We start from the raw sequence: 19,670 nt of genomic DNA on the forward strand, positions 1-19,670 counted from the left end.
GATAAGAGCTAGGAAGGTTACAACTTGCTCGACGTCAACTTTTTCGACGAACTGAAGATCGGTCTGGCCACCGCGGACGACATCCACAAGTGGTCATTCGGCGAGGTCAAGAAGCCCGAGACGATCAACTACCGCACGCTCAAGCCCGAGAAGGACGGCCTGTTCTGCGAGAAGATCTTCGGACCCACTCGCGACTGGGAGTGCTACTGCGGCAAGTACAAGCGTGTGCGCTTCAAGGGCATCATCTGCGAGCGCTGCGGCGTCGAGGTCACTCGCGCCAAGGTGCGTCGTGAGCGCATGGGCCACATCGAGCTCGCCGCGCCGGTCACCCACATCTGGTACTTCAAGGGTGTCCCGTCGCGTCTGGGCTACCTGCTCGACCTGGCGCCGAAGGATCTCGAGAAGATCATCTACTTCGCCGCCTACGTCATCACCGCGGTCGACGACGAGCTCCGTCACAACGAGCTGTCGACGCTGCAGGCCGAGATGGAGGTCGAGAAGAAGGGTGTCGCCGACACCCGTGACTCCGATCTCGAGGAGCGCGCCAAGAAGCTCGAAGAGGATCTGGCCGAGCTCGAGCGCGAGGGCGCGAAGGCCGATGCCCGCCGCAAGGTGAAGGACGGCGGCGAGCGCGAGATGCGCAAGATCCGCGACACCGCGCAGCGTGCCCTCGACGACCTCGAGGAGATCTGGGACAAGTTCACCAAGCTCGCTCCCAAGGACATGATCATCGACGAGCGGCTCTACCGTGAGCTGCAGGATCGCTACGGTGAGTACTTCACCGGCGCGATGGGTGCCGAGGCGATCAAGAAGCTCCTCGAGACCTTCGACATCGAGGCCGAGGGCGAGATCCTCCGCGACACCATCCGCAACGGCAAGGGCCAGAAGAAGCTGCGCGCGCTCAAGCGACTCAAGGTCGTCGCGGCGTTCCAGCAGTCGGGCAACTCGCCGCTGGGCATGGTCCTCGACGCGGTGCCGGTGATCCCCCCGGAGCTGCGCCCGATGGTGCAGCTCGACGGTGGTCGTTTCGCGACCTCGGATCTCAACGACCTGTACCGCCGCGTCATCAACCGTAACAACCGCCTCAAGCGACTGATCGACCTCGGCGCGCCCGAGATCATCGTCAACAACGAGAAGCGGATGCTGCAGGAGTCGGTCGACGCCCTGTTCGACAACGGTCGTCGTGGCCGGCCCGTCACCGGGCCGGGCAACCGCCCGCTCAAGTCGTTGAGCGATCTGCTCAAGGGCAAGCAGGGTCGTTTCCGTCAGAATCTCCTCGGCAAGCGCGTCGACTACTCGGGCCGTTCGGTCATCGTCGTCGGCCCGCAGCTCAAGCTGCACCAGTGCGGTCTGCCGAAGCTGATGGCGCTCGAGCTGTTCAAGCCGTTCGTGATGAAGCGACTGGTCGATCTCAACCAGGCGCAGAACATCAAGTCGGCCAAGCGGATGGTCGAGCGTCAGCGCCCGGCCGTGTGGGACGTCCTCGAAGAGGTCATCGCCGAGCACCCGGTTCTGCTGAACCGTGCGCCGACGCTGCACCGCCTCGGTATCCAGGCGTTCGAGCCGCAGCTCGTGGAGGGCAAGGCCATCCAGCTGCACCCGCTCGTCTGTGAGGCGTTCAACGCCGACTTCGACGGTGACCAGATGGCGGTGCACCTGCCGCTGTCGGCCGAGGCGCAGGCCGAGGCCCGCATCCTGATGCTGTCCTCGAACAACATCCTGTCGCCGGCATCGGGTCGTCCGCTGGCCATGCCGCGTCTGGACATGGTCACGGGTCTGTACTTCCTGACCGCGCTCAAGGACGACAAGGTGGGCGCGTACACGGCGTCGTCGAACGACGATGTCGAGCGCGGTGTCTACTCGACCCCGGCCGAGGCCATCATGGCGATGGATCGCGGCGCGCTCAGCGTGCAGGCTCCGATCAAGGTCCGTCTGACCGATCAGCGCCCGCCCGCCGACATCGAGGCCGAGCAGTTCCCCGACGGCTGGAAGTTCGGTCAGCCGTGGACGATCGCGACCACGCTGGGCCGTGTGCTCTTCAACGAGCTGCTCCCGGTCCAGTACCCGTTCGTCAACGAGCAGATGCCGAAGAAGCGTCAGGCCGTGATCATCAACGATCTCGCCGAGCGTTACCCGATGATCGTGGTCGCCCAGACCGTCGACAAGCTCAAGGACGTCGGCTTCTACTGGGCCACCCGTTCGGGTGTCACCGTCTCGATGGCCGACGTGCTGGTGCCCCCGACCAAGGGCGCGATCCTCGACAAGTACGAGGAGCGGGCCGACGGTCTGGAGCGCAAGTTCCAGCGTGGTGCGCTCACGCCGGAAGAGCGTCGTGACGCCCTCGTCGAGGTCTGGAAGCAGGCCACCGAAGAGGTCGGTGCCGCGATGGAGGCGTACTACCCCGAGGACAACCCGATCGCGATGATCCCGAAGTCGGGTGCGACGGGCAACATGACCCAGGTTCGTAACCTGTCGGGCATGAAGGGTCTGGTGACGAACCCGAAGGGTGAGTTCATCCCGCGCCCGATCAAGTCCTCGTTCCGTGAGGGTCTGACCGTCGCGGAGTACTTCATCAACACGCACGGCGCCCGTAAGGGTCTGGCCGACACGGCGCTTCGTACCGCCGACTCGGGCTACCTGACCCGTCGACTCGTCGACGTCAGCCAGGACGTCATCGTGCGCGAGACCGACTGTGGCACCGAGCGCGGCATCATCACCACGCTCGCCGAGAAGCAGGCCGACGGCACGCTGATCCGGGACGCCCACGTCGAGACCTCGTCGTATGCGCGCACCCTGGCGACCGACGCGGTCGACGCGAACGGCACCGTCGTGGTCGAGCGTGGCCAGGATCTCGGTGACCCCGCGATCGAGGCCCTGCTGGCCGCCGGCATCACCGAGGTGAAGGTCCGCTCCGTGCTGACCTGCACCACCGGTACCGGTGTCTGCGCGTCCTGCTACGGCCGCTCGATGGCCACCGGCAAGCTCGTCGACATCGGCGAGGCGGTCGGCATCATCGCCGCCCAGTCGATCGGTGAGCCCGGTACCCAGCTGACCATGCGTACGTTCCACCAGGGTGGTGTCGGCGACGACATCACCGGTGGTCTGCCGCGTGTCCAGGAGCTGTTCGAGGCCCGTGTCCCCAAGGGCAAGGCCCCGATCGCCGAGGTCACCGGACGTATCCGCCTCGAGGACGACGATCGTTTCTACAAGATCACCATCGTTCCCGACGACGGTTCGGAGGAGGTCGTCTACGACAAGATCTCCAAGCGTCAGCGTCTGCGTGTGTTCAAGCACGAGGACGGCAGCGAGCGTCTGCTGACCGACGGCGACCACGTGGAGGTGGGACAGCAGCTCATGGAAGGTGCTGCCGACCCGCACGAGGTGCTGCGGATCATGGGTCCCCGTCAGGTGCAGGTGCACCTGGTCAACGAGGTCCAGGAGGTCTACCGGAGCCAGGGTGTGTCGATCCACGACAAGCACATCGAGACGATCGTCCGTCAGATGCTGCGTCGCGTGACGATCATCGACTCCGGTGCCACCGAGTTCCTGCCCGGATCGCTCACCGAGCGCGCCGAGTTCGAGGCGGCCAACCGTCGCGTCGTGTCCGAGGGCAACGAGCCCGCGGCGGGACGTCCGGTGCTCATGGGCATCACGAAGGCGTCGCTGGCCACCGAGTCGTGGCTGTCGGCGGCGTCGTTCCAGGAGACCACCCGCGTGCTGACCGATGCGGCCATCAACAGCCGCAGCGACAAGCTGGTGGGCCTCAAGGAGAACGTGATCATCGGCAAGCTGATCCCGGCCGGTACCGGTATCAACCGCTACCGCAACATCACGGTGCAGCCGACCGAGGAAGCGCGTGCCGCGGCCTACGCGGTGCCGTCGTACGACGACACCTACTACAGCCCGGACGGCACCTTCGGTGCTCCGGCCGGCGCTGCGGTGCCGCTCGACGACTACGGTTTCTCGAGTGACTACCGCTAGTCGGTAGAGATCTGACCAGAACGGCCCCCACCTACGGGTGGGGGTCGTTCTGCATTCCCCGACCGTGCCAAAGCTCCCCGCCGAGCGTGCGGAAGCTCCCCGCCGAGCGTGCGGAAGCTCCCCGCCGAGCGTGCGGAAGCTCCCCGCCGAGCGTGCCGAAGCTCCCCGCCGAGCGTGCCGAAGCTCCCCGCCGACCGTGCCGAAACTCGCCGCCGACCGTGCCGATGTCGCGTCACCTGCGGCGGGGTGCACGTTCGGCGAGCAATCGGTCGAGTCGGGTGAGGAATCCGATCGGGTCGAGCGAGAGTTGTGCGCTGTTGCGCCGCATCGTGACCCAGCCCAACCGAGCCGTCTCTGCGTCCCGCGCCGCGTCGGCGACCCGTTGTTCGTCGCTGTAGTGGTGGTCGAAGCCGTCGAACTCGACGCCGATCTTCTCCTCGCGATAGGCATGATCGAACCTCGCGACCTTGAACCCGTGCTCGTTGCGCACGACGACCTGCGTCTCCGGACGAGGCAGACCGTCGGCGAGGATGAGGTGTCGCATCCAACTCTCACCCGAGGATTCGGCGCCGGTGTCGACCCAGGGGATCAGGCCGCGAATCTGTCGGATGCCCCGCATCGCCGGATGATCGACGATGTAGCGCCATAACTCGCCGAGATCGAGATCGGTCGCCGCGGTCAGATCGTCGAGGAATGCCAGGCCGAGCCAGGCGGGCCCGCGACGGCCGAGATCGAACGCGGTACGGACCGCCGAGGTGACCGGCATGCCGTCGATGTGCACGACGTCGGCGGGATCGACATCAGCACGCACCACACGCACGTGACGTGTCCGGCGCCCCTGCCCTGTCGGGTGGCGGAGCAGTTCGACGTGGTCGCGATAGTCGAAGAATTGCGCACCGTGGAGAACCGACGCGCTCACGCCACCCACCACGGCCCCGGGGCCCGATCGCAGCCAACCCGCCCGGATCGTCTCGACGGGACCGAGATCGACTGCGGGATCGGCGTAGACACCCCGATGCACACGTCGGAAGTCTCGGGCGATGTCGCGTGGACTCATCGACGGCGGTAAGCCGGTGTCAGATATGTGGAAGGGGCGGTTCGCGTCGATGGTCATGGTCATTGGACGCGGAGCGGCCTCGCGTGGATCCATCGGGAATCAACGGCACGTTCGGCGAAAAGTTTTGGCACGGTCGACGGGCACTAACGGCACGGTCGGCGTGGAACTTCGGCACGGTCGGCGGAGAGTTGTGGCACGGTCGGCGGGGTCAGAGGCGGTAGACGCGCCGCGCGTTCTCGTGGGCGATCATGTCGATCACGCGTATCGCGTCGGCGGTCGACCATTCTCCGGCGTCGACGAAACCCTGTACGGCGCGGGAGATCCCGGACCGCCAGAGCGTGGCACCGAGGTGGTGGAACTCGGCCGGGCCGCAGCCGTCGGAGGAGTACAGCAGTTTCGAGAACGGCGCCATCTCGAACAGGCGCGCGATGAACGCACCCGACCGCGCACCGAGATGATGGATCGCGAGGCCGCCGTCGAGGAAGACGTTGCCGAACGCCTGCGCCAGGTACCCCGCCTCGCGTTCGAACGGGTAGCAGTGCAGCAGCATGATCGGGGTGTCGCCGCTGCCGCGCAGGAAGTCGGTCAGCAGCAACGGATTCGAGGTGGCGAGATCGGCGTCGCGGTCACCGAAACCGACGTGGAACTGTAGCGGTACACCGAGTTCGAGCGCGCGATGCAGCCCGAAACGCAGCAGGATCCGGTCGGTGAGGCGCACACCGCCGGCGTCACGCCAGCGCTGTGCGGCCAACTCCACCAGCGCCGACGGAGGGTCGGACAGGTCGCCGCCGAACCCGCCGCGGTAGGCGAGGATGGACTTCAGCGCCACGGCACCCGCTGCCCGCCGGGTCAGCGCCTCGACGAAGGCGTCGGCGTATGCGCCGGGCGCGGCGGCGGCCTCCTCGGCGACCTGCTCGATCCGCACCACCTCGTGGGCGACACCGCCACCCACCCGCGCCAGGTCGTCGACACCGACGAGGCCTGCGTCGAAACCGCTGTCCACCAACCATTCCGACACCCCCGCCGCGGGCAGCAACTCCCGCGCGACACCCTCTTCGCCCAGCTCCCGGCGGCGGCGCAGGTAGTCGGCGGGGCTGCAATGACGCTCGAGCCCCAGCAATGGCGCACAGTGTGCGCGCACGGCGAAACCGGCCTGGGTGTCGAACCCGGCGTCGAGTGACCGCGCCGGCGTGGTGTCGGCTTCGAGAAGGGCGGAGGCGAACCGGGTGTCGGTGGCCCGGGGATCACCGGGTGCGTCGGCGGCGAAGAAGCCGTGCACGTGGTGGTCGATCAACGACACCGCTGAGGCGTGTTCGGCGATCGCACCCATCAGACGCTCCAGGTCATCCGGAACGTCTCGGCGATCTCCGTGGGCTGCAGGTGCCCGAAGTTCGCGGCCTCGTAGCGCCGTACCGCGACCGTGGCGTCGACGACGTCGTCGCCGAGCACCGCCCGTGCCACACCCGAGGCGTCGAGGGCGTCGATGATGGCGCCCTGATCGACCGGCAGCAGCACCGTGCCGGCCGCGTCGCGTTGCGTGTCGGTCTGCGACGCCGGGTCGGCGAGGGTCTCCGGCGGCAGGGCGACCTCGCGATCGATGCCGTCGAGCGCCGTCCCGAGGATCGCCGCCGACGCGAGGTACGGGTTGGCCGAGGGGTCGACGATCTTCACCTCGACGTTCGCGCCGTGAGGGTTCGCGGGGCGGGCCTCGACGAAACGTACGGCGGCCTCACGGTTCTCGGTGCCCCAACACGCATACGCCCCGGCCCAGTAGCCGGGCAGCATCCGCAACACCGAGACGATGGACCCGCACAGGACGGCCTGGATGTCGGGCAGCCCGGCCACGACACCGCCGATCGCTGCGGCGCCGCGGCCGGTGAGACCGTGCGGGCCGTCACCGCCGGAGAACAGCGGACCCTCGGCGCCGGTCAACGAGAAGTGTTGGTGTGCACCGTTGCCGACACCGTCGGCGACCGGCTTGGGCGAGAAGCACGCCCGCAGTCCGTGACGTCGGGCGACGCGACCGATGACGAGGCGCGCAGCCACGAGCTGATCGGCCGCGGCGACCGGCGGCAGCGGACCGAGCGACACCTCGAATTGGTTACCGCCGTATTCGGGGTGCAGTTGCGCGATGTCGATGTCGGCGTCACGGGCCGCGGCGAGCACATCGCGCACGAATCCCTCGTGTTCGAGGACCCCGGCCAACCCGTACTGCGCCCACAGGGTCGCGGGAATCGGCTCGGCGTCGGCACCGAACAACGCGAACTCGAGTTCGTGACCCACCAGTGCCGTCAGCCCTCGCTCGGCGAGGCGCTCTTCGATCCGCCGCAGCGTGGTCCGCGAGCAGGCCGCCACCGGCTCGAGGTCCTGATCCACGAAATCGGCCGGTGCCCAGGCCATCCCGTCGCCGATCACGCGTGCGGCGTCGAGATCGACGCGGATGCGTTCGTCGCCGACGGCGCCGAAACGCTCGGTGTAGGCGATACCGACGCGGTCGATGGTGAACACGTGCCACACCGGGCTCACCCCGAGACCGGTCTCGGCGAAACCCGCGGCGCGGTCGATGTCCACGGTCTTGGCGTGGATGAGTCCGGCCGGGTTCACCACCGTCCCGACGAGGAACTGCGTTCCCGCGCTACGCAGTCCGTCGATGGGGAGTCGGCCCGGGGCGTCGTTCGAGGTGGATGCCATGGACCACAGTCTGCCCGGTCAGCCGTGGCGGTAGGGGAGATACTGCACCGACCACGCGTTGCCGTCGGGATCGGCGAAGTAGACGAAGTGGCCCCACGGCTCGATCGCGACCTCACTGACGTCGATGCCGGCGCCGAGGAGGTGGGAGCGGACGGCCTCGATGTCGGTCACGCACAGCATCAGGCCCTTGACCGATCCCGGCTCGCCCTCGACGAGACCGACGCCGAACGTGATCGAGCAGCCCGAGCCGGGCGGCGTCATCTGCACGAAGCGGATGTCGGTGTCGCCGGGGTTGCCGGGCGAGCCCGCGGGCACCACATGATCGTGGTCGGCGGTGAAGCCGACACGCGTGTAGAAGTCCTTGGTGCGGTCGACGTCGGACACCGGGAGGGTGATCACCTCGAGCGTCCAGGGACCACCCGGGACGGTCACGGCATCGCCGGTGCTGTCAGCAACTGTGGTCATGGTCGAATCCTGTCGTCGATGAACTGGTGTGGGACCAGTCTCTCGAGCATCGAGGACGAGTACGGTCCTCGATCATTGTCGATCAGGAAACGATGTCGGCTCAGCCGTTGCGGAACCAGCCGGCGCGCTCGATGCGGCCGATCTCGGTCTGCCAGAACTGCCAGGCGTGGATGCCCACGGGCCAGAAGCTGCTGCGCACGTTCGCGCCGGCAGCGCGTGCGGCGACGGAGAAGGTCTGCGACTGCTCCATCGAGACCACCTCGAGCGCCGACCCCGACAGGCCGGTGCCGAAGGTGGCGACGCTGGTGGGCGGCCCGTTCCACACGCCGGCGGCGGCGTAGACCCACAGGTGCTTGCCGCGCATCGCGCCCACGTTGAGGAGCGGGTCGTTCTGGAAGGCGCGCACGTTGGGGAAGATGCCCCACATGTTGTTCAGGTCGAAGTTGCCCGAGTCGATCGCGGCTGCGCGCAGCATCGTCTGCATGCCCGGCGCGGTGAGGTGCGGGAACCCGGAGATCGACGCCGCGCGGGTGTAGAGGTCGGGGCGGGTGGTGGCCAGCATGATCGCCGGGCTCGCGGCCATCGACAGCCCCACCAGTGTGCGGTTGCGCGAGAAGCCCAGCGAGTTCAGGTACGCGGGCAGGCTGCCGGTGAGCACGCTGTTCCAGCGGTACGGGCGGGTCTGGCCCGCGCTGGGGCTCGGGTTGTCCCAGTCGGCGTAGAAGCTGGACTGGCCGCCGACGGGCATGACGACGTTGTAGCCGCGCTGGCTCAGGAAGGCGACGTTGGTCTCCTTCTCCCAGCCGTTCACGTCGTTCCGGGCGCGCAGTCCGTCGAGGAAGATGATGGTGGGCGCCGCCGACGGCTTCGTGGTGGTCGAGGCCCAGGTGCGGATGACCGGGTCGCCCATGCCGTAGCCGTTGATCTTCGCGGCGCGAAAGGTGGGGGCGGGGTTGGGGCCCCACGCCGAGGCGGTACCCGTCCCGACGACCAGCATGCCGACGGCCAGCAGCAGCGACACGATCACGCCGACGAGCGGCCGCGTTCGGGAGGTCGCACCGGTTCGCATCGTCACCAGGTCACCGTCTGACGTCTTCACACACACCACTCCTCATCGATTCGGGGGCCTATTTTTCCACGACTCATCGGGCTTCGTGCACCCCCGCCCGGTCGGACTCCCCCGGGAAGGGTCGCACACGGGGGACAATCGGGTGGTGCAGGTATCCGATGTCACAGGTGCTGAGTCGCCTCCCGCCGCGGTCGAGTCGCCGCGTCACCGGTGGATCCTGCACGTCGATCTCGACCAGTTCCAGGTGTCGGTGGAACGCATCCGCGACCCCGATCTCGTCGGTGTCGCGGTGATCGTGGGCGGCTCGGGCGATCCGGAACAGCCCCGCACGGTGGTGACATGCGCGTCGTACGAGGCCCGTGAGCAGGGGGTGCGGGCGGGGATGCCGATGCGTGCGGCGCTGCGGAAGTCGCCCGACGCGGTGTTCCTGCCGACCGACCACGCCACCTACGACGCCGCGTCGGCGAGGGTGATGGACGCGATCGCGTCCCTCGGGCACCCGGTGGAGGTGTGGGGATGGGATGAGGCCTACGTCGGTGTCGACGCCGACGATCCCGTGCCGGTGGCCGAACAGGTGCGGGAGACGGTCGCCGCGGTCACCGGTCTGCGCAGCGCCGTCGGCATCAGCGACAACAAGCAGCGCGCGAAGATGGCCACCAACATCGCGAAGACGCGGCCCGCCGACGGCGATCCCTCGGCGCGGGTGTTCGTGTTGACCGACGACAACTGGATGACCGAGATGGGCCCTCGTCCCACCCGCGATCTCCACAGCGTCGGACCGAAGACCGCGGCCAAGCTCGCCGCCGCGGGGGTGGAGACCGTCGGCGACCTCGTCGCCACACCACGGCAGGAACTCGTCGACATGTTCGGTCCGCACCAGGGCACCTGGCTGTACGTGCTGGCCCGCGGTGGCGGTGACGCGACGATCGCCGCCGAACCGGCACTCGCGCGGTCGCACTCGAAGGTGCAGACCTTCCCGACCGATCTGACCGATGTCGCGCAGATGCACGACCGACTCGCCGAGCTCACCGACGCCCTGCTCGCCCAGATCGTCGGCGAGGGCCGTGTCGTGTCCCGGGTCGCGGTCACGGTGCGCACCACGACCTTCTTCACCCGCACGAAGTCACGCAAGCTGCCCGCACCGACGACGTCGCTCGCCGACATCGAGCCCGCCGTCCACGTCCTGCTCGACAAGTTCGACCTCGACCGTCCCGTCCGATTGCTCGGTGTCCGACTCGAACTGACCGAACCGGACACCTGATCGCGACCTTCGCGACAAGTCGCCCGCGCGACATGACATCGGCGCGCGAGCACGGCCACGATGGCTGCCGTGAGCACGCTGACCTACACCCAGTCCGTCGTCATGGGCCTGCTGCAGGGCGTCACCGAGTTGTTCCCGGTGTCGAGCCTGGGGCATTCGCTGATCGTCCCGGCCTGGATCGGGGGCAGCTGGGAGAAGCTGGTCACCGAGTCGAACAGCCCGGGCCACACGCCGTTCCTCGCGTTCCTCGTCGCGCTGCACGTCGCGACCGCCCTGGCGCTGATCGTGTTCTACCGCCGCGACTGGGTGGCCATCATCGGCGGGCTCGTCGGATCGGTGCGCACCCGATCGGTGCAGACCGCCGAGGCGAAGCTCGGCTGGCTGATCGTGATCGCGACCATCCCCGTGGGGATCGTGGGTCTCGTCGCCGAGAAGCCGTTGCGCGAGGCGTTCGCGACGCCGCTGGTGGCCGCGGTGTTCCTCTTCCTCAACGGGCTGGTGCTGCTGGCCGCCGAGCAACTGCGGCGTCGCTCCTCGGATGCGGGCGGGAGGCACGCGGCGGCCGATGCGGGTGGGTCCGTCGACAAGGGCGACGTGACCGACCTGACGTACACCGACGGCGCGCTGATCGGCGCGTTCCAGATCCTCGCGCTGCTGCCCGGGATCTCGCGGTCGGGCGCCACCATCTCCGGCGGCATCCTGCGCGGACTCGACCACGAGAACGCCGCGCGCTTCGCCTTCCTGCTCGCGACGCCGGTCATCCTCGCCGCCGGTGTCCTGAAGGTCCCGGAGCTGTTCGGGCCGGCCGGTGACGGCATCGGTGGGCAGGTGATCGTCGGATCGGTGTGCGCGTTCGTCGCCGCCCTCGCCGCGGTCGCATTCCTCGACCGTTTCTTCCGCACCCGCACGCTCTACCCGTTCGTCGCCTACTGCCTCGTCGCCGGAGGGATCAGCATCGGGTTGTTCGCCTAGGGGTGGGCACAACCGTTGTGCCGCCTGCGCCCATCTGATCTCATGCACCGATGGTCACGACAGCGCAGGTGGTGCGTCCCGCCTCGCCGTTGGTGCGCAGGGTGGTCCCGCGCATCGTCATCGCGCTGATCACGTTGCTGATCGCATCGATGCTGATCTTCGGCGTGCTGCGCCTGATCCCCGGCGATCCGGCGGGTGTGTTGGCCGGCGCCGACGCCGACGACTCGGTCCGACAGGCGATCCGGCAGCAACTGGGGCTCGACCGGCCCGCGGTCGTCGACTACTTCCACTGGCTCGGCGGGATCCTGACCGGAGACCTCGGACGGTCGTATGTGATCGGCGGTGGCGTCGGCGATCTCGTCGCCTCGGCGGCCGGGAACACCCTCGTCCTCGCGACCACGGCGACCGTGCTCGCCGTGGTCATCGCGCTGGTGCTGTCGCTCGCGGCGGTGCTCACCACCCACCGCGTCGTCGGCGCGGTGGTGACCGGGGTCGGCGCGCTGTCGATCGCGGTCCCGACCTTCGTCACCGGTGTGGTGCTCGTGCAGGTGTTCGCCGTCGTGATCCCGGTGCTGCCGGCCGGCGGCACACCGCGCGACGGGTTGCTGTCCGACCCGTGGGTGTCGCTGCAGTTCCTGTTCCTGCCCGCGCTGTGTCTCGCGCTGCCGGTCTCGTCGGCGCTGAGCCGGTTCCTGGTCGAGAGTCTCCGGACCGAGTTGGCCAAGCCGTACACGCTGGCCGCCCGCGCCGCGGGTGTCGGGCTGACCCGGGCGGTCGTGTTCGGCGCGCTGCGCAACGCCCTGCCCGACACGGTCGCCGTGCTGGGCATCCAGGTCGGCCAGCTGATCGGGTCATCGATCCTCGTCGAGGCGATCTTCGCCTGGCCGGGCCTCGGGCAGCTGCTGGCCCAGGGGATCAGCGCGCGCGACTACCCCGTGGTGCAGGCGGCCCTGCTGGTGTCCGTCGCGGCGTTCATCCTCGCCCAGACCCTCGCCGAGATCGTCCGACTGCTGCTCGACCCGACCCTCCGGAACCGTTCATGACCGCCACGACCGGCCCCGACTCGCCCGCCATGCAGGTGACCACCACGCGCCGGCGCCCGATCCCGGCGACGCTGATCGCGGGCGCGCTCATCGTCGGGGTCATCGCGGCCGCTGGGCTGCTGGCCCCGCTCATCGCTCCGTTCGATCCGCAGCAGCAGATCGCCGGCGCCCACCTGGTGGGTCCGAGCGGATCGCACCTCCTGGGGACCGACGAACTCAACCGCGACGTGTTCTCCCGGGTGCTGTACGGCATCCGGACGAGCCTCGTCGTGATGGCGGTCGCGGTGCCGATCGGCGGTGCCATCGGTGTGGCCCTGGCGATGGTCGCGACGGCCGGACGGTTCGCCGACACCGTGGTGCAGCGCGCCTTCGACGTCCTGCTCGCGTTCCCCGCCATCGTGCTGGCCATCACCGTCACCGCGATCCGGGGTCCCGGGCTGGCGACGGTGATCATCGCCGTCGTCTTCGCCGAACTGCCCGTCTTCGGCCGGATCGCGACGGGTGCGGCGCAGAAGATCCTGGCCGGACCGTTCGTCGAGAGCGCGCGCCTCTCGGGTGCGTCGCACCGATGGATCGTGACCCGCCACGTGCTGCCGAACATCGCTCCGCAGTTGGTGGTCCAGCTGTCACTGGCCCTGTCGCTGGCGGTGTTCGTGGAGAGCGGTATGAGTTTCATCGGTGCCGGTGTGCGTCCACCGGCGCCGTCGCTCGGGTCGATCCTGTCCGAGGCGAGCTACAACTGGGACGTCAACGTCGGCTATGCGATCGGGCCTCTCGTCGCGGTCTCCGCGCTGTCGATCGGCCTGCTGCTCGTCGCGCAGGGCTACGGACGGCGAGCGCGTGTCTGACCCGACCGCGGCGCTGGAGATCCGCGACCTGACCATCGACGCCGGCGGAGTCGTCCTCGTCGGCACCGGCGGTGCGGGGATCGATCTGTCGGTACGACGCGGCGAGACACTCGCGCTGGTCGGGGAGTCGGGGTCGGGCAAGTCGCTGACCGCGACGGCCACGCTCGGTCTGCTGCCGCCGGGACTGACCGCCCGCGGCTCGATCGTCGTCGACGGCGAGGAGATCATCGGCCGGCCCGAACGGGAGCTGTCGCGGCTGCGGGGTCGCTCGGTGTCGTCGGTGTTCCAGGACCCGCTGACCGCGCTGAACCCGTCGCGGGTCATCTGGCGGCAGTTCCGGGAGGTGCTGCGCGCGCAGGGATCGACGTCGAGGACGGTGGCCCGGGCCCGGGCGGTGGAGCTCCTCGAGTCGGTCGGCATCGACGAGCCGACCGAACGCATCGGCTGGTATCCACACCAGTTCTCCGGTGGTCAGCGCCAACGCATCGTGATCGCCCTGGCGCTCGCGGGCAAACCTCGACTGCTCGTCGCCGACGAACCGACGACCGCGCTCGACGTCACCGTGCAGGCGGCGATCCTCGACCTGCTGCGCGGGTTGGTGCGGTCCCGCGACATGGCGCTGCTGATCATCACCCACGACATGGGTGTCGCGGCCGATCTCGCGGACCACATCGTGGTGCTGCGCGACGGTGCGGTGGTCGAGTCCGGCGACATCGTCGAGGTGTTCGCCGCACCGCAGGCCGACTACACGCGGCACCTGCTCGCGGCCGTCCCGAGGATCGACGCCGACCGCGAAACCCACAGCGACACGACCGACAGCGACACGACCGACAGCGACGACCCCGACTCGCCGCGACACCGGATCGCGGCGAGTCTGGACGCGGTGTCGGTGACCCATCCCGGTGCTCAGGCGCCGGCGTTGACGGGCGTCGACCTCGAGGTCCGTGCGGGTGAGGTGCTCGCCGTGGTCGGCGAATCCGGTTCGGGCAAGACCACTCTCGGCCGAACGCTGCTCGGGCTGACGTCGATCACCGCCGGGACCCGTCGGGTCGAGGGCGCCCGGCTCGCCGCCATCCCGCAGGACCCGTTCTCCTCCCTCGACCCACGGTGGACCATCGGCCGGAGCATCGCCGAACCGATCGACCTACGCCGCGAGGGTCGCCTGAGCCGCGCGCAGCGCTCCGAGCGGATCGCCGAACTCCTCGAGGCGGTACGTCTGCCCGCCGACCTCGCCACCCGACGACCCGCGGCGCTGTCGGGCGGTCAACGCCAGCGCGTGGCCATCGCGCGGGCGCTGGCCGCCGAGCCTGACGTCATCGTCGCCGACGAGCCGACCAGCGCCCTGGACGTGTCGGTGCAGGCCGACGTCCTCGCGACGATCGAACGTCTCCAGCGGGAGCGGGGGTTCGCCATGGTCCTGATCACCCACGACCTCGCCGTCGTGGGCGAGATCGCCGACCGCGTCGTCGTGGTGCACCGCGGCCGCGTGGTCGAGACCGGCGATGTCGCGACGGTGCTGACCGATCCGCAGCACCCGCACACCCGAGCCCTCGTCGACGCGGTTCTCGTCGCCGACCCGGCACTCGCCCGGGAGCGTCGCCGGTGACCGGGACAGGGGTGACGGGGACAGGGATGACCGGGGCCGTGTCACGACGGCAGCTGCTCGCGGGTGCCGCGGGGTTGGCGGGTGTCGCACTGCTCGGGGCGTGCACCGCGCGCGACTCCGAACGCGCCTCGGCCACTGGTCGCCCCGGTGGGCGGCTGGTGTTCGGTTCGCTCAGCGACATCGACCCCAAGGCCCTGTTCTCGCAGTCGATCTCGACGATGGCGATCGGACTGCTCGTCTTCGACACCCTCATCCGCTACGACGAGAACCTGACCCCGCAACCGTCCGTGGCGACGGAGTGGGACACCTCGCCCGACGGGTTGACGGTGCGCCTGCGCCTGCGCGACGACGTGTATTTCCACACCGGTCGGCGACTGGACTCGATCGACGTCGCCTACGCGATCGAGACGTACGCGGCGACGGCGTCGGCCTCGCAGCTGCAGTCGACCGCCGCCACGGTGACCGCCGTCGACACCACCGACCCGAGGGTGGCGGTACTGCGGCTGGCCCACCCGCTGGTGAACCTGTTCGACCTGTTCGAGTTCATGCTGCTCGTCGACCGCGAGACGGCTGACGGTCTGCGGGCGGGGACGACGTTCGTGGGGACGGGACCGTTCCGATTCGACGGCCGTGAGATCGGGGTGCGGGCCGAACTGTCACGCGCGCCGCGGTACTGGGCCGGGCCGGCGGCGCTCGACGGGATCACCTTCCGGGTGGTGCGCGATTCCGGTGCGCTGTTGACGTCGGTGCGGGTGGGGCAGACCGACCTCGTGGTCGACGCCGCGCCGAGTCAGTTGCGGCGATTCTCCGACCGCGACCGGTTCTCCGTCGTCTCCGAGGACGTCTACGACGTCGCGTACTACGTCGGGGCGAACGTCGCCGACCCGGCGCTGTCGGATCCACGGGTGCGGCAGGCGATCTCGTACGCGGTCGACCGGGACCGCATCGTCGACGAGGTCCTCGAGGGGCGCGGCTACGCGTCGTCGATCCCGTGGTCGCAGGGCTCGCCCGCCTACGACGAGGACGCCGCGCGGCGCTACTCCCGCGACCTCGACGCCGCGCGCCGGCTGCTGCGCGAGGCCGGGGGAGTGCCGTCACGACCACTGCTGCTCAGCTACGGCACCGGACTCGCAGCGGCGCCGCTGATCGCGGGGATCGTAGAGAACAACCTCGCCGAGATCGGCCTACGGGTGCAGCTCGACCCACGCGAACAGGCCTCGTTCTCCCCGTTCCTGGCGAGCGGCGAGCACCAGTTGTGGATCAACCCCCACGGGTTCGGCCAGTCGAGCCCGGCCACCCTCGCGAAGGGTGCCGCACCGTTCAAACCGGCGAAGAACCTGTCGCAGTTCACCTCCGCGGAGTACAGCGATGTCGTCTCGCGGTTCGACGGGTTGAGCGATCCCCGAGGGGCCGCGGCGCGCGACCTGTACCGGCGTTACACCGACATCCTGCTCGACGAGCAGTTCGTCATCGAGCTGGCCATCACGACGTCGACCAATGTGTCCACCGCGGCACTGCGCGGGCTCACCTGGAACCGCTACAAGTACCTCGACGCCCACCGGGCCACCATCAACTGACGCGGTCGTCCCTACAGCGCGAGGAAACCGTCGAGGAGACGGCCGCAGCGGGTGCTCAGATCCGCCGCGTCGCGGGCGATGCGGTCGGCGAGGTCGTCGACGTCGATGCCGAAGTCGCGGCCCACCTCGAGTTCGGAGTCACGGGTCCAGCCGAGCCGCCACGCGGCGAACGACGCCGCGGAGATCTCGGGGTGGAACTGCAGGCCCAGGTTGCGGCCGGCGACGAACGCCTGTGCGCCGGAACGGTTGTGGGCGATCAGCTCGGCCCCGGGTGGGACGGTGAAGTGATCGAAGTGCCACTGCATCCACGGGCCGGAGTCGATGAAGTCGCGCGTCGATTCCACCGACACGAACCCGACCTCCGGGTGCGGGGAGCGGGTCACGACCCCGCCGAGCACGCGGCTGAGCAGCTGGCCTCCGAAACACACCCCGAGCACCGGGGTGCCTGCGTCGAGGACGGCGGCCACGTAGGCGCGTTCGGGCGCCAGCCACGGCAGCGTGTCGTCGTCGGCGGCGTGGGCCGACCCGAGCACCGTCACGAAGTCGACGCTCGTCGGGTCGGGCAGCGCGTCGCCGGGCTGGGCCACGACGACGTCGAACCCGCGGGCACGGGTGTTCTCGGCGAGCGACCCGGCCTCGACGCGCCCGCGTTCCCGGTCGTCTTCGTGGGCGAGGAACAGTGCGGTGGTCACCGCACCATCCTCGCAGCACCGCGCCCGGCGGGCAGGGGTCGGCCGTGGCAGGGGTCGGTCGCGGGAGGGTCAGTCCTCGAGCACCAGCAGCGTGTAGATCCCGAGTGCGGCGTAACCGAGGGCGACGGTGGTGGTGAGCAGGCGCGTCGTCAGCGGCACACCCTTGGTGACCGCGAACGACACCGCGTCGACGGTGTCGAGCGCGACGCCGGCCTCGATGGTGGAGGTGAGAGCAGCCGGGCTCGCCGACCTCGCCGCCAGCACGCCACCACCGACGAAGACCTCGCGCGCCGCGAAGAGGCGGGTGGTCACCTTCATCATCGGCAGTTTCGCGTCGGCACCGGCGAGCAGTGCGTTGGTCTTGGCCGGGGCCAGCAGCAGCGACAGGCCCAGCGCGATGCGACCACCGCCGAGGACGAGTGGGAGCGCGGTCTTGGCGCGGTCGGTGGAGCGGGGTTTCCGGGACAGCTTCTTCGTCACGGTGTCGATCGCGGAGGGGGTGATGGTCATGCCGCGATCCTAGGGAGCCGGGGGTGACATCGGCCGCGGATACGCTGAATCGGTGAGCGGCGTCCCCATCGAGATCACCTGCGCCGACGGGTTCGTGGTGCGCGGTCATCACTGGCCCGCATCCGACACCGACGGGGCACACCCGGGGGTCGCGATCATCACCGCCGCGACGGGGGTGCTCGCTCGCTACTACCACCGGTACGCGGCGTTCCTCGCCGACAACGGGTTCGAGGTCATCACGTTCGACTACCGCGGCATCGGCGATTCCCGGCCGACGCGGTTGCGCGGCATGCGATGTCGCTGGCAGGACTGGGGCCGCAGAGACCTCGACGCGGTGCTCGGCGACGCCCGGCGCCGGTGGCCCGATGCGCCGATCTCCGTCGTCGGGCACAGCGTCGGTGGCGTGGTCCCGCTGTGGGCTCGGCGCAACACCGAGATCGCGCGGGTGCTCAGCGTCGGTGGCCAATACGCGTGGCGCGGCGATTTCGCGCCGTGGGCCCGGCGACGGCTGATCTGGCGCTGGCGGGTGGTGGGCCCGGTGCTCACCACCGTGTGCGGGTACTTCCCGGCCCGGCGCCTCGGGTGGATGGAGGACCTCCCGCGGGGCGTGGCGATGGAGTGCGCGCGCCGTCGCCCACGGATGGAGGACAACTACCCCCGCGCCGAACGCGCCGACGTCGTGGCCGTCGCCGCGGCGATGACCGCATCGGTCCTCGCCGTCGCGACCACCGACGACGAGTACGCGACGCCCGCTGCCGTACGACGGGTGCTGGGCTACCTGCCCGACGCGCCCCGCGAGTTCGTCCTGCTGCCACCGGATGCGCTCGGCTACAGCACCATCGGGCATTTCGGGCTGTTCCACAGCCGCCACCGTGACGACTTCTGGGCCGATTCGTTGCGGTGGCTGGTCGAGGGGGAGAACCCGTGGCCCCGACACGTACGGTGAATCGATGAGCACCGAACACACCGTGGGCACGCCGGTGACCGTCGTCGGGGCGGGCATGTCGGGGGCGGCGTGTGCTGCCGCGCTGGTCGCCGCGGGGGTGCAGGTCCGGGTGCTCGATCGCGGACGCGCCCCCGGGGGCCGGATGGCCTCGCCTGAGCTGCACGGCCGCCGCGTCGACGTCGGGGCCGGGTACTTCACGGTGCGCGACAACGGTTTCGAGACCGTGGTCGACGGCTGGCGCGACCGCGGTCTGGCGCGCGAGTGGACCGACACCTTCGGCGTGCTCGCGCGCGGTGGGGACGCGTCGACCTCGACCGGCCCGATGCGCTGGGCCACGCCCGGCGGCCTGCGGTCACTCGTGCGCGACATCCTCGGCGACATCGAGGTCACCTCCGTCGACCTCGACGCGCTGCCCGACGGCGCCGTCGTGATCGCCATGCCCGACCCGCAGGCCGCACGGCTGATCGAGATCGACGAGCCGGTCGGGTACGAGCCGGTGATCGCGGTAGCCATCGGGTTCGAGCCAGAATCGGTGCGCGACCTGCCGTTCACCCACGCCGCGTTCGTGAACGACCACCCGTCGATCTCGTTCCTCGCCGACGACGGCTCCCGCCGTGGTGACGGTGCCGCGGTTCTCGTCGCCCACACCACGCCTGATCTGGCCGGCGCGCATCTCGACGATCCGGCCGAGGTGATCGGTGAGGTCGAGGCATCGGTCACCGAGCTGCTCGGGATCGACCGGTCGGCGATCGACTGGACCCACGCACACCGCTGGACCTTCGCCAAACCGACCGGCAGTCACCCGGCGAGTCACTCCCTGCGCGAGATGGACGGTCGGCTCGTCGGATTCGCCGGTGACCAGTGGTGCCCGGAGGGGTCGCCGCGCGTGGAGAGTGCGTGGCGGTCGGGTATCGACCTGGCCGCCGCGATCGTCGACGCGCGGCGATAGCGC

At 69.5% G+C, this 19,670-nt stretch carries 16 protein-coding genes; 9 read left to right on the top strand and 7 right to left on the bottom strand.

Annotated elements, in window-relative coordinates:
* The first annotated feature begins 24 nt into the window (after nucleotides 1-24).
* Complete coding sequence (locus ACLBW1_RS13015) at nucleotides 25-3,981, top strand: DNA-directed RNA polymerase subunit beta' (RefSeq protein ID WP_447812267.1); 3,957 nt, start codon at nucleotides 25-27, stop codon at nucleotides 3,979-3,981.
* 232 nt (nucleotides 3,982-4,213) lie between these two features.
* On the opposite strand, the gene ACLBW1_RS13020 is transcribed toward ACLBW1_RS13015, so the two are convergent.
* The 5 genes from ACLBW1_RS13020 to ACLBW1_RS13040 form a co-directional block, all read right to left on the bottom strand.
* Nucleotides 4,214-5,038 (bottom strand): hypothetical protein, encoded by an 825-nt coding sequence (locus ACLBW1_RS13020; RefSeq protein ID WP_447812268.1) that lies wholly within the window; start codon nucleotides 5,036-5,038, stop codon nucleotides 4,214-4,216.
* Between the two features lie 208 nt (nucleotides 5,039-5,246).
* Entirely contained in the window at nucleotides 5,247-6,368 is a 1,122-nt protein-coding gene (locus ACLBW1_RS13025) for an amidohydrolase family protein (protein WP_447812269.1), read from the bottom strand.
* A complete protein-coding gene (locus ACLBW1_RS13030; protein ID WP_447812270.1) occupies nucleotides 6,368-7,729 on the bottom strand; it encodes a glutamine synthetase family protein in 1,362 nt (453 codons plus the stop codon). Before ACLBW1_RS13030 ends, ACLBW1_RS13025 begins: the two co-directional genes overlap by 1 nt.
* Nucleotides 7,730-7,747: 18 nt before the next feature.
* Nucleotides 7,748-8,194 carry a VOC family protein gene (locus ACLBW1_RS13035; protein ID WP_447812271.1) on the bottom strand — a complete coding sequence of 149 codons (447 nt, stop codon included), beginning with the start codon at nucleotides 8,192-8,194 and terminating at the stop codon, nucleotides 7,748-7,750.
* A gap of 100 nt (nucleotides 8,195-8,294) precedes the next feature.
* A complete protein-coding gene (locus ACLBW1_RS13040) occupies nucleotides 8,295-9,263 on the bottom strand; it encodes an alpha/beta hydrolase (RefSeq protein WP_447812959.1) in 969 nt (322 codons plus the stop codon).
* A 145-nt stretch (nucleotides 9,264-9,408) separates the two neighbouring features.
* Here ACLBW1_RS13040 and ACLBW1_RS13045 point away from each other — a divergent pair, with 145 nt between their 5' ends.
* The 6 genes from ACLBW1_RS13045 to ACLBW1_RS13070 all read left to right on the top strand — a co-directional run bounded on the left by ACLBW1_RS13045 (nucleotide 9,409) and on the right by ACLBW1_RS13070 (nucleotide 16,570).
* Entirely contained in the window at nucleotides 9,409-10,524 is a 1,116-nt protein-coding gene (locus ACLBW1_RS13045) for a DNA polymerase IV (protein ID WP_447812272.1), read from the top strand.
* A 69-nt stretch (nucleotides 10,525-10,593) separates the two neighbouring features.
* Entirely contained in the window at nucleotides 10,594-11,496 is a 903-nt protein-coding gene (locus ACLBW1_RS13050) for an undecaprenyl-diphosphate phosphatase (protein ID WP_447812273.1), read from the top strand.
* A gap of 50 nt (nucleotides 11,497-11,546) precedes the next feature.
* Nucleotides 11,547-12,539, top strand: a complete 993-nt coding sequence (locus ACLBW1_RS13055) for an ABC transporter permease (protein ID WP_447812274.1) — start codon at nucleotides 11,547-11,549, stop codon at nucleotides 12,537-12,539.
* Nucleotides 12,536-13,387 (top strand): ABC transporter permease, encoded by an 852-nt coding sequence (locus ACLBW1_RS13060; protein WP_447812275.1) that lies wholly within the window; start codon nucleotides 12,536-12,538, stop codon nucleotides 13,385-13,387. Before ACLBW1_RS13055 ends, ACLBW1_RS13060 begins: the two co-directional genes overlap by 4 nt.
* The gene (locus tag ACLBW1_RS13065; RefSeq protein WP_447812276.1) at nucleotides 13,380-14,993 is read left to right on the top strand and encodes an ATP-binding cassette domain-containing protein; all 1,614 of its coding nucleotides are present in this window, start codon (nucleotides 13,380-13,382) and stop codon (nucleotides 14,991-14,993) included. The genes ACLBW1_RS13060 and ACLBW1_RS13065 overlap by 8 nt, the downstream gene beginning before the upstream one ends.
* 26 nt (nucleotides 14,994-15,019) lie before the next feature.
* On the top strand, nucleotides 15,020-16,570 hold the full coding sequence (locus ACLBW1_RS13070; RefSeq protein ID WP_447812277.1) for an ABC transporter substrate-binding protein: 1,551 nt from the start codon (nucleotides 15,020-15,022) through the stop codon (nucleotides 16,568-16,570).
* A gap of 11 nt (nucleotides 16,571-16,581) precedes the next feature.
* Here the strand turns inward: ACLBW1_RS13070 and ACLBW1_RS13075 are convergent, their stop codons facing one another.
* Together ACLBW1_RS13075 and ACLBW1_RS13080 are read right to left on the bottom strand one after the other, a co-directional pair.
* The gene (locus ACLBW1_RS13075; RefSeq protein ID WP_447812278.1) at nucleotides 16,582-17,262 is read right to left on the bottom strand and encodes a type 1 glutamine amidotransferase; all 681 of its coding nucleotides are present in this window, start codon (nucleotides 17,260-17,262) and stop codon (nucleotides 16,582-16,584) included.
* 69 nt (nucleotides 17,263-17,331) lie between these two features.
* Entirely contained in the window at nucleotides 17,332-17,772 is a 441-nt protein-coding gene (locus ACLBW1_RS13080) for a hypothetical protein (protein ID WP_447812279.1), read from the bottom strand.
* A 52-nt stretch (nucleotides 17,773-17,824) separates the two neighbouring features.
* Here ACLBW1_RS13080 and ACLBW1_RS13085 point away from each other — a divergent pair, with 52 nt between their 5' ends.
* Nucleotides 17,825-18,718, top strand: coding sequence for an alpha/beta hydrolase family protein (locus ACLBW1_RS13085; protein WP_447812280.1), 894 nt, complete (start codon nucleotides 17,825-17,827; stop codon nucleotides 18,716-18,718).
* Nucleotides 18,719-18,722: 4 nt separating this feature from the next.
* Nucleotides 18,723-19,667 (top strand): NAD(P)/FAD-dependent oxidoreductase, encoded by a 945-nt coding sequence (locus tag ACLBW1_RS13090; RefSeq protein ID WP_447812281.1) that lies wholly within the window; start codon nucleotides 18,723-18,725, stop codon nucleotides 19,665-19,667.
* The last annotated feature ends 3 nt before the right edge of the window (nucleotides 19,668-19,670 follow it).

It is taken from the genome of Williamsia sp. M5A3_1d, assembly GCF_053345315.1.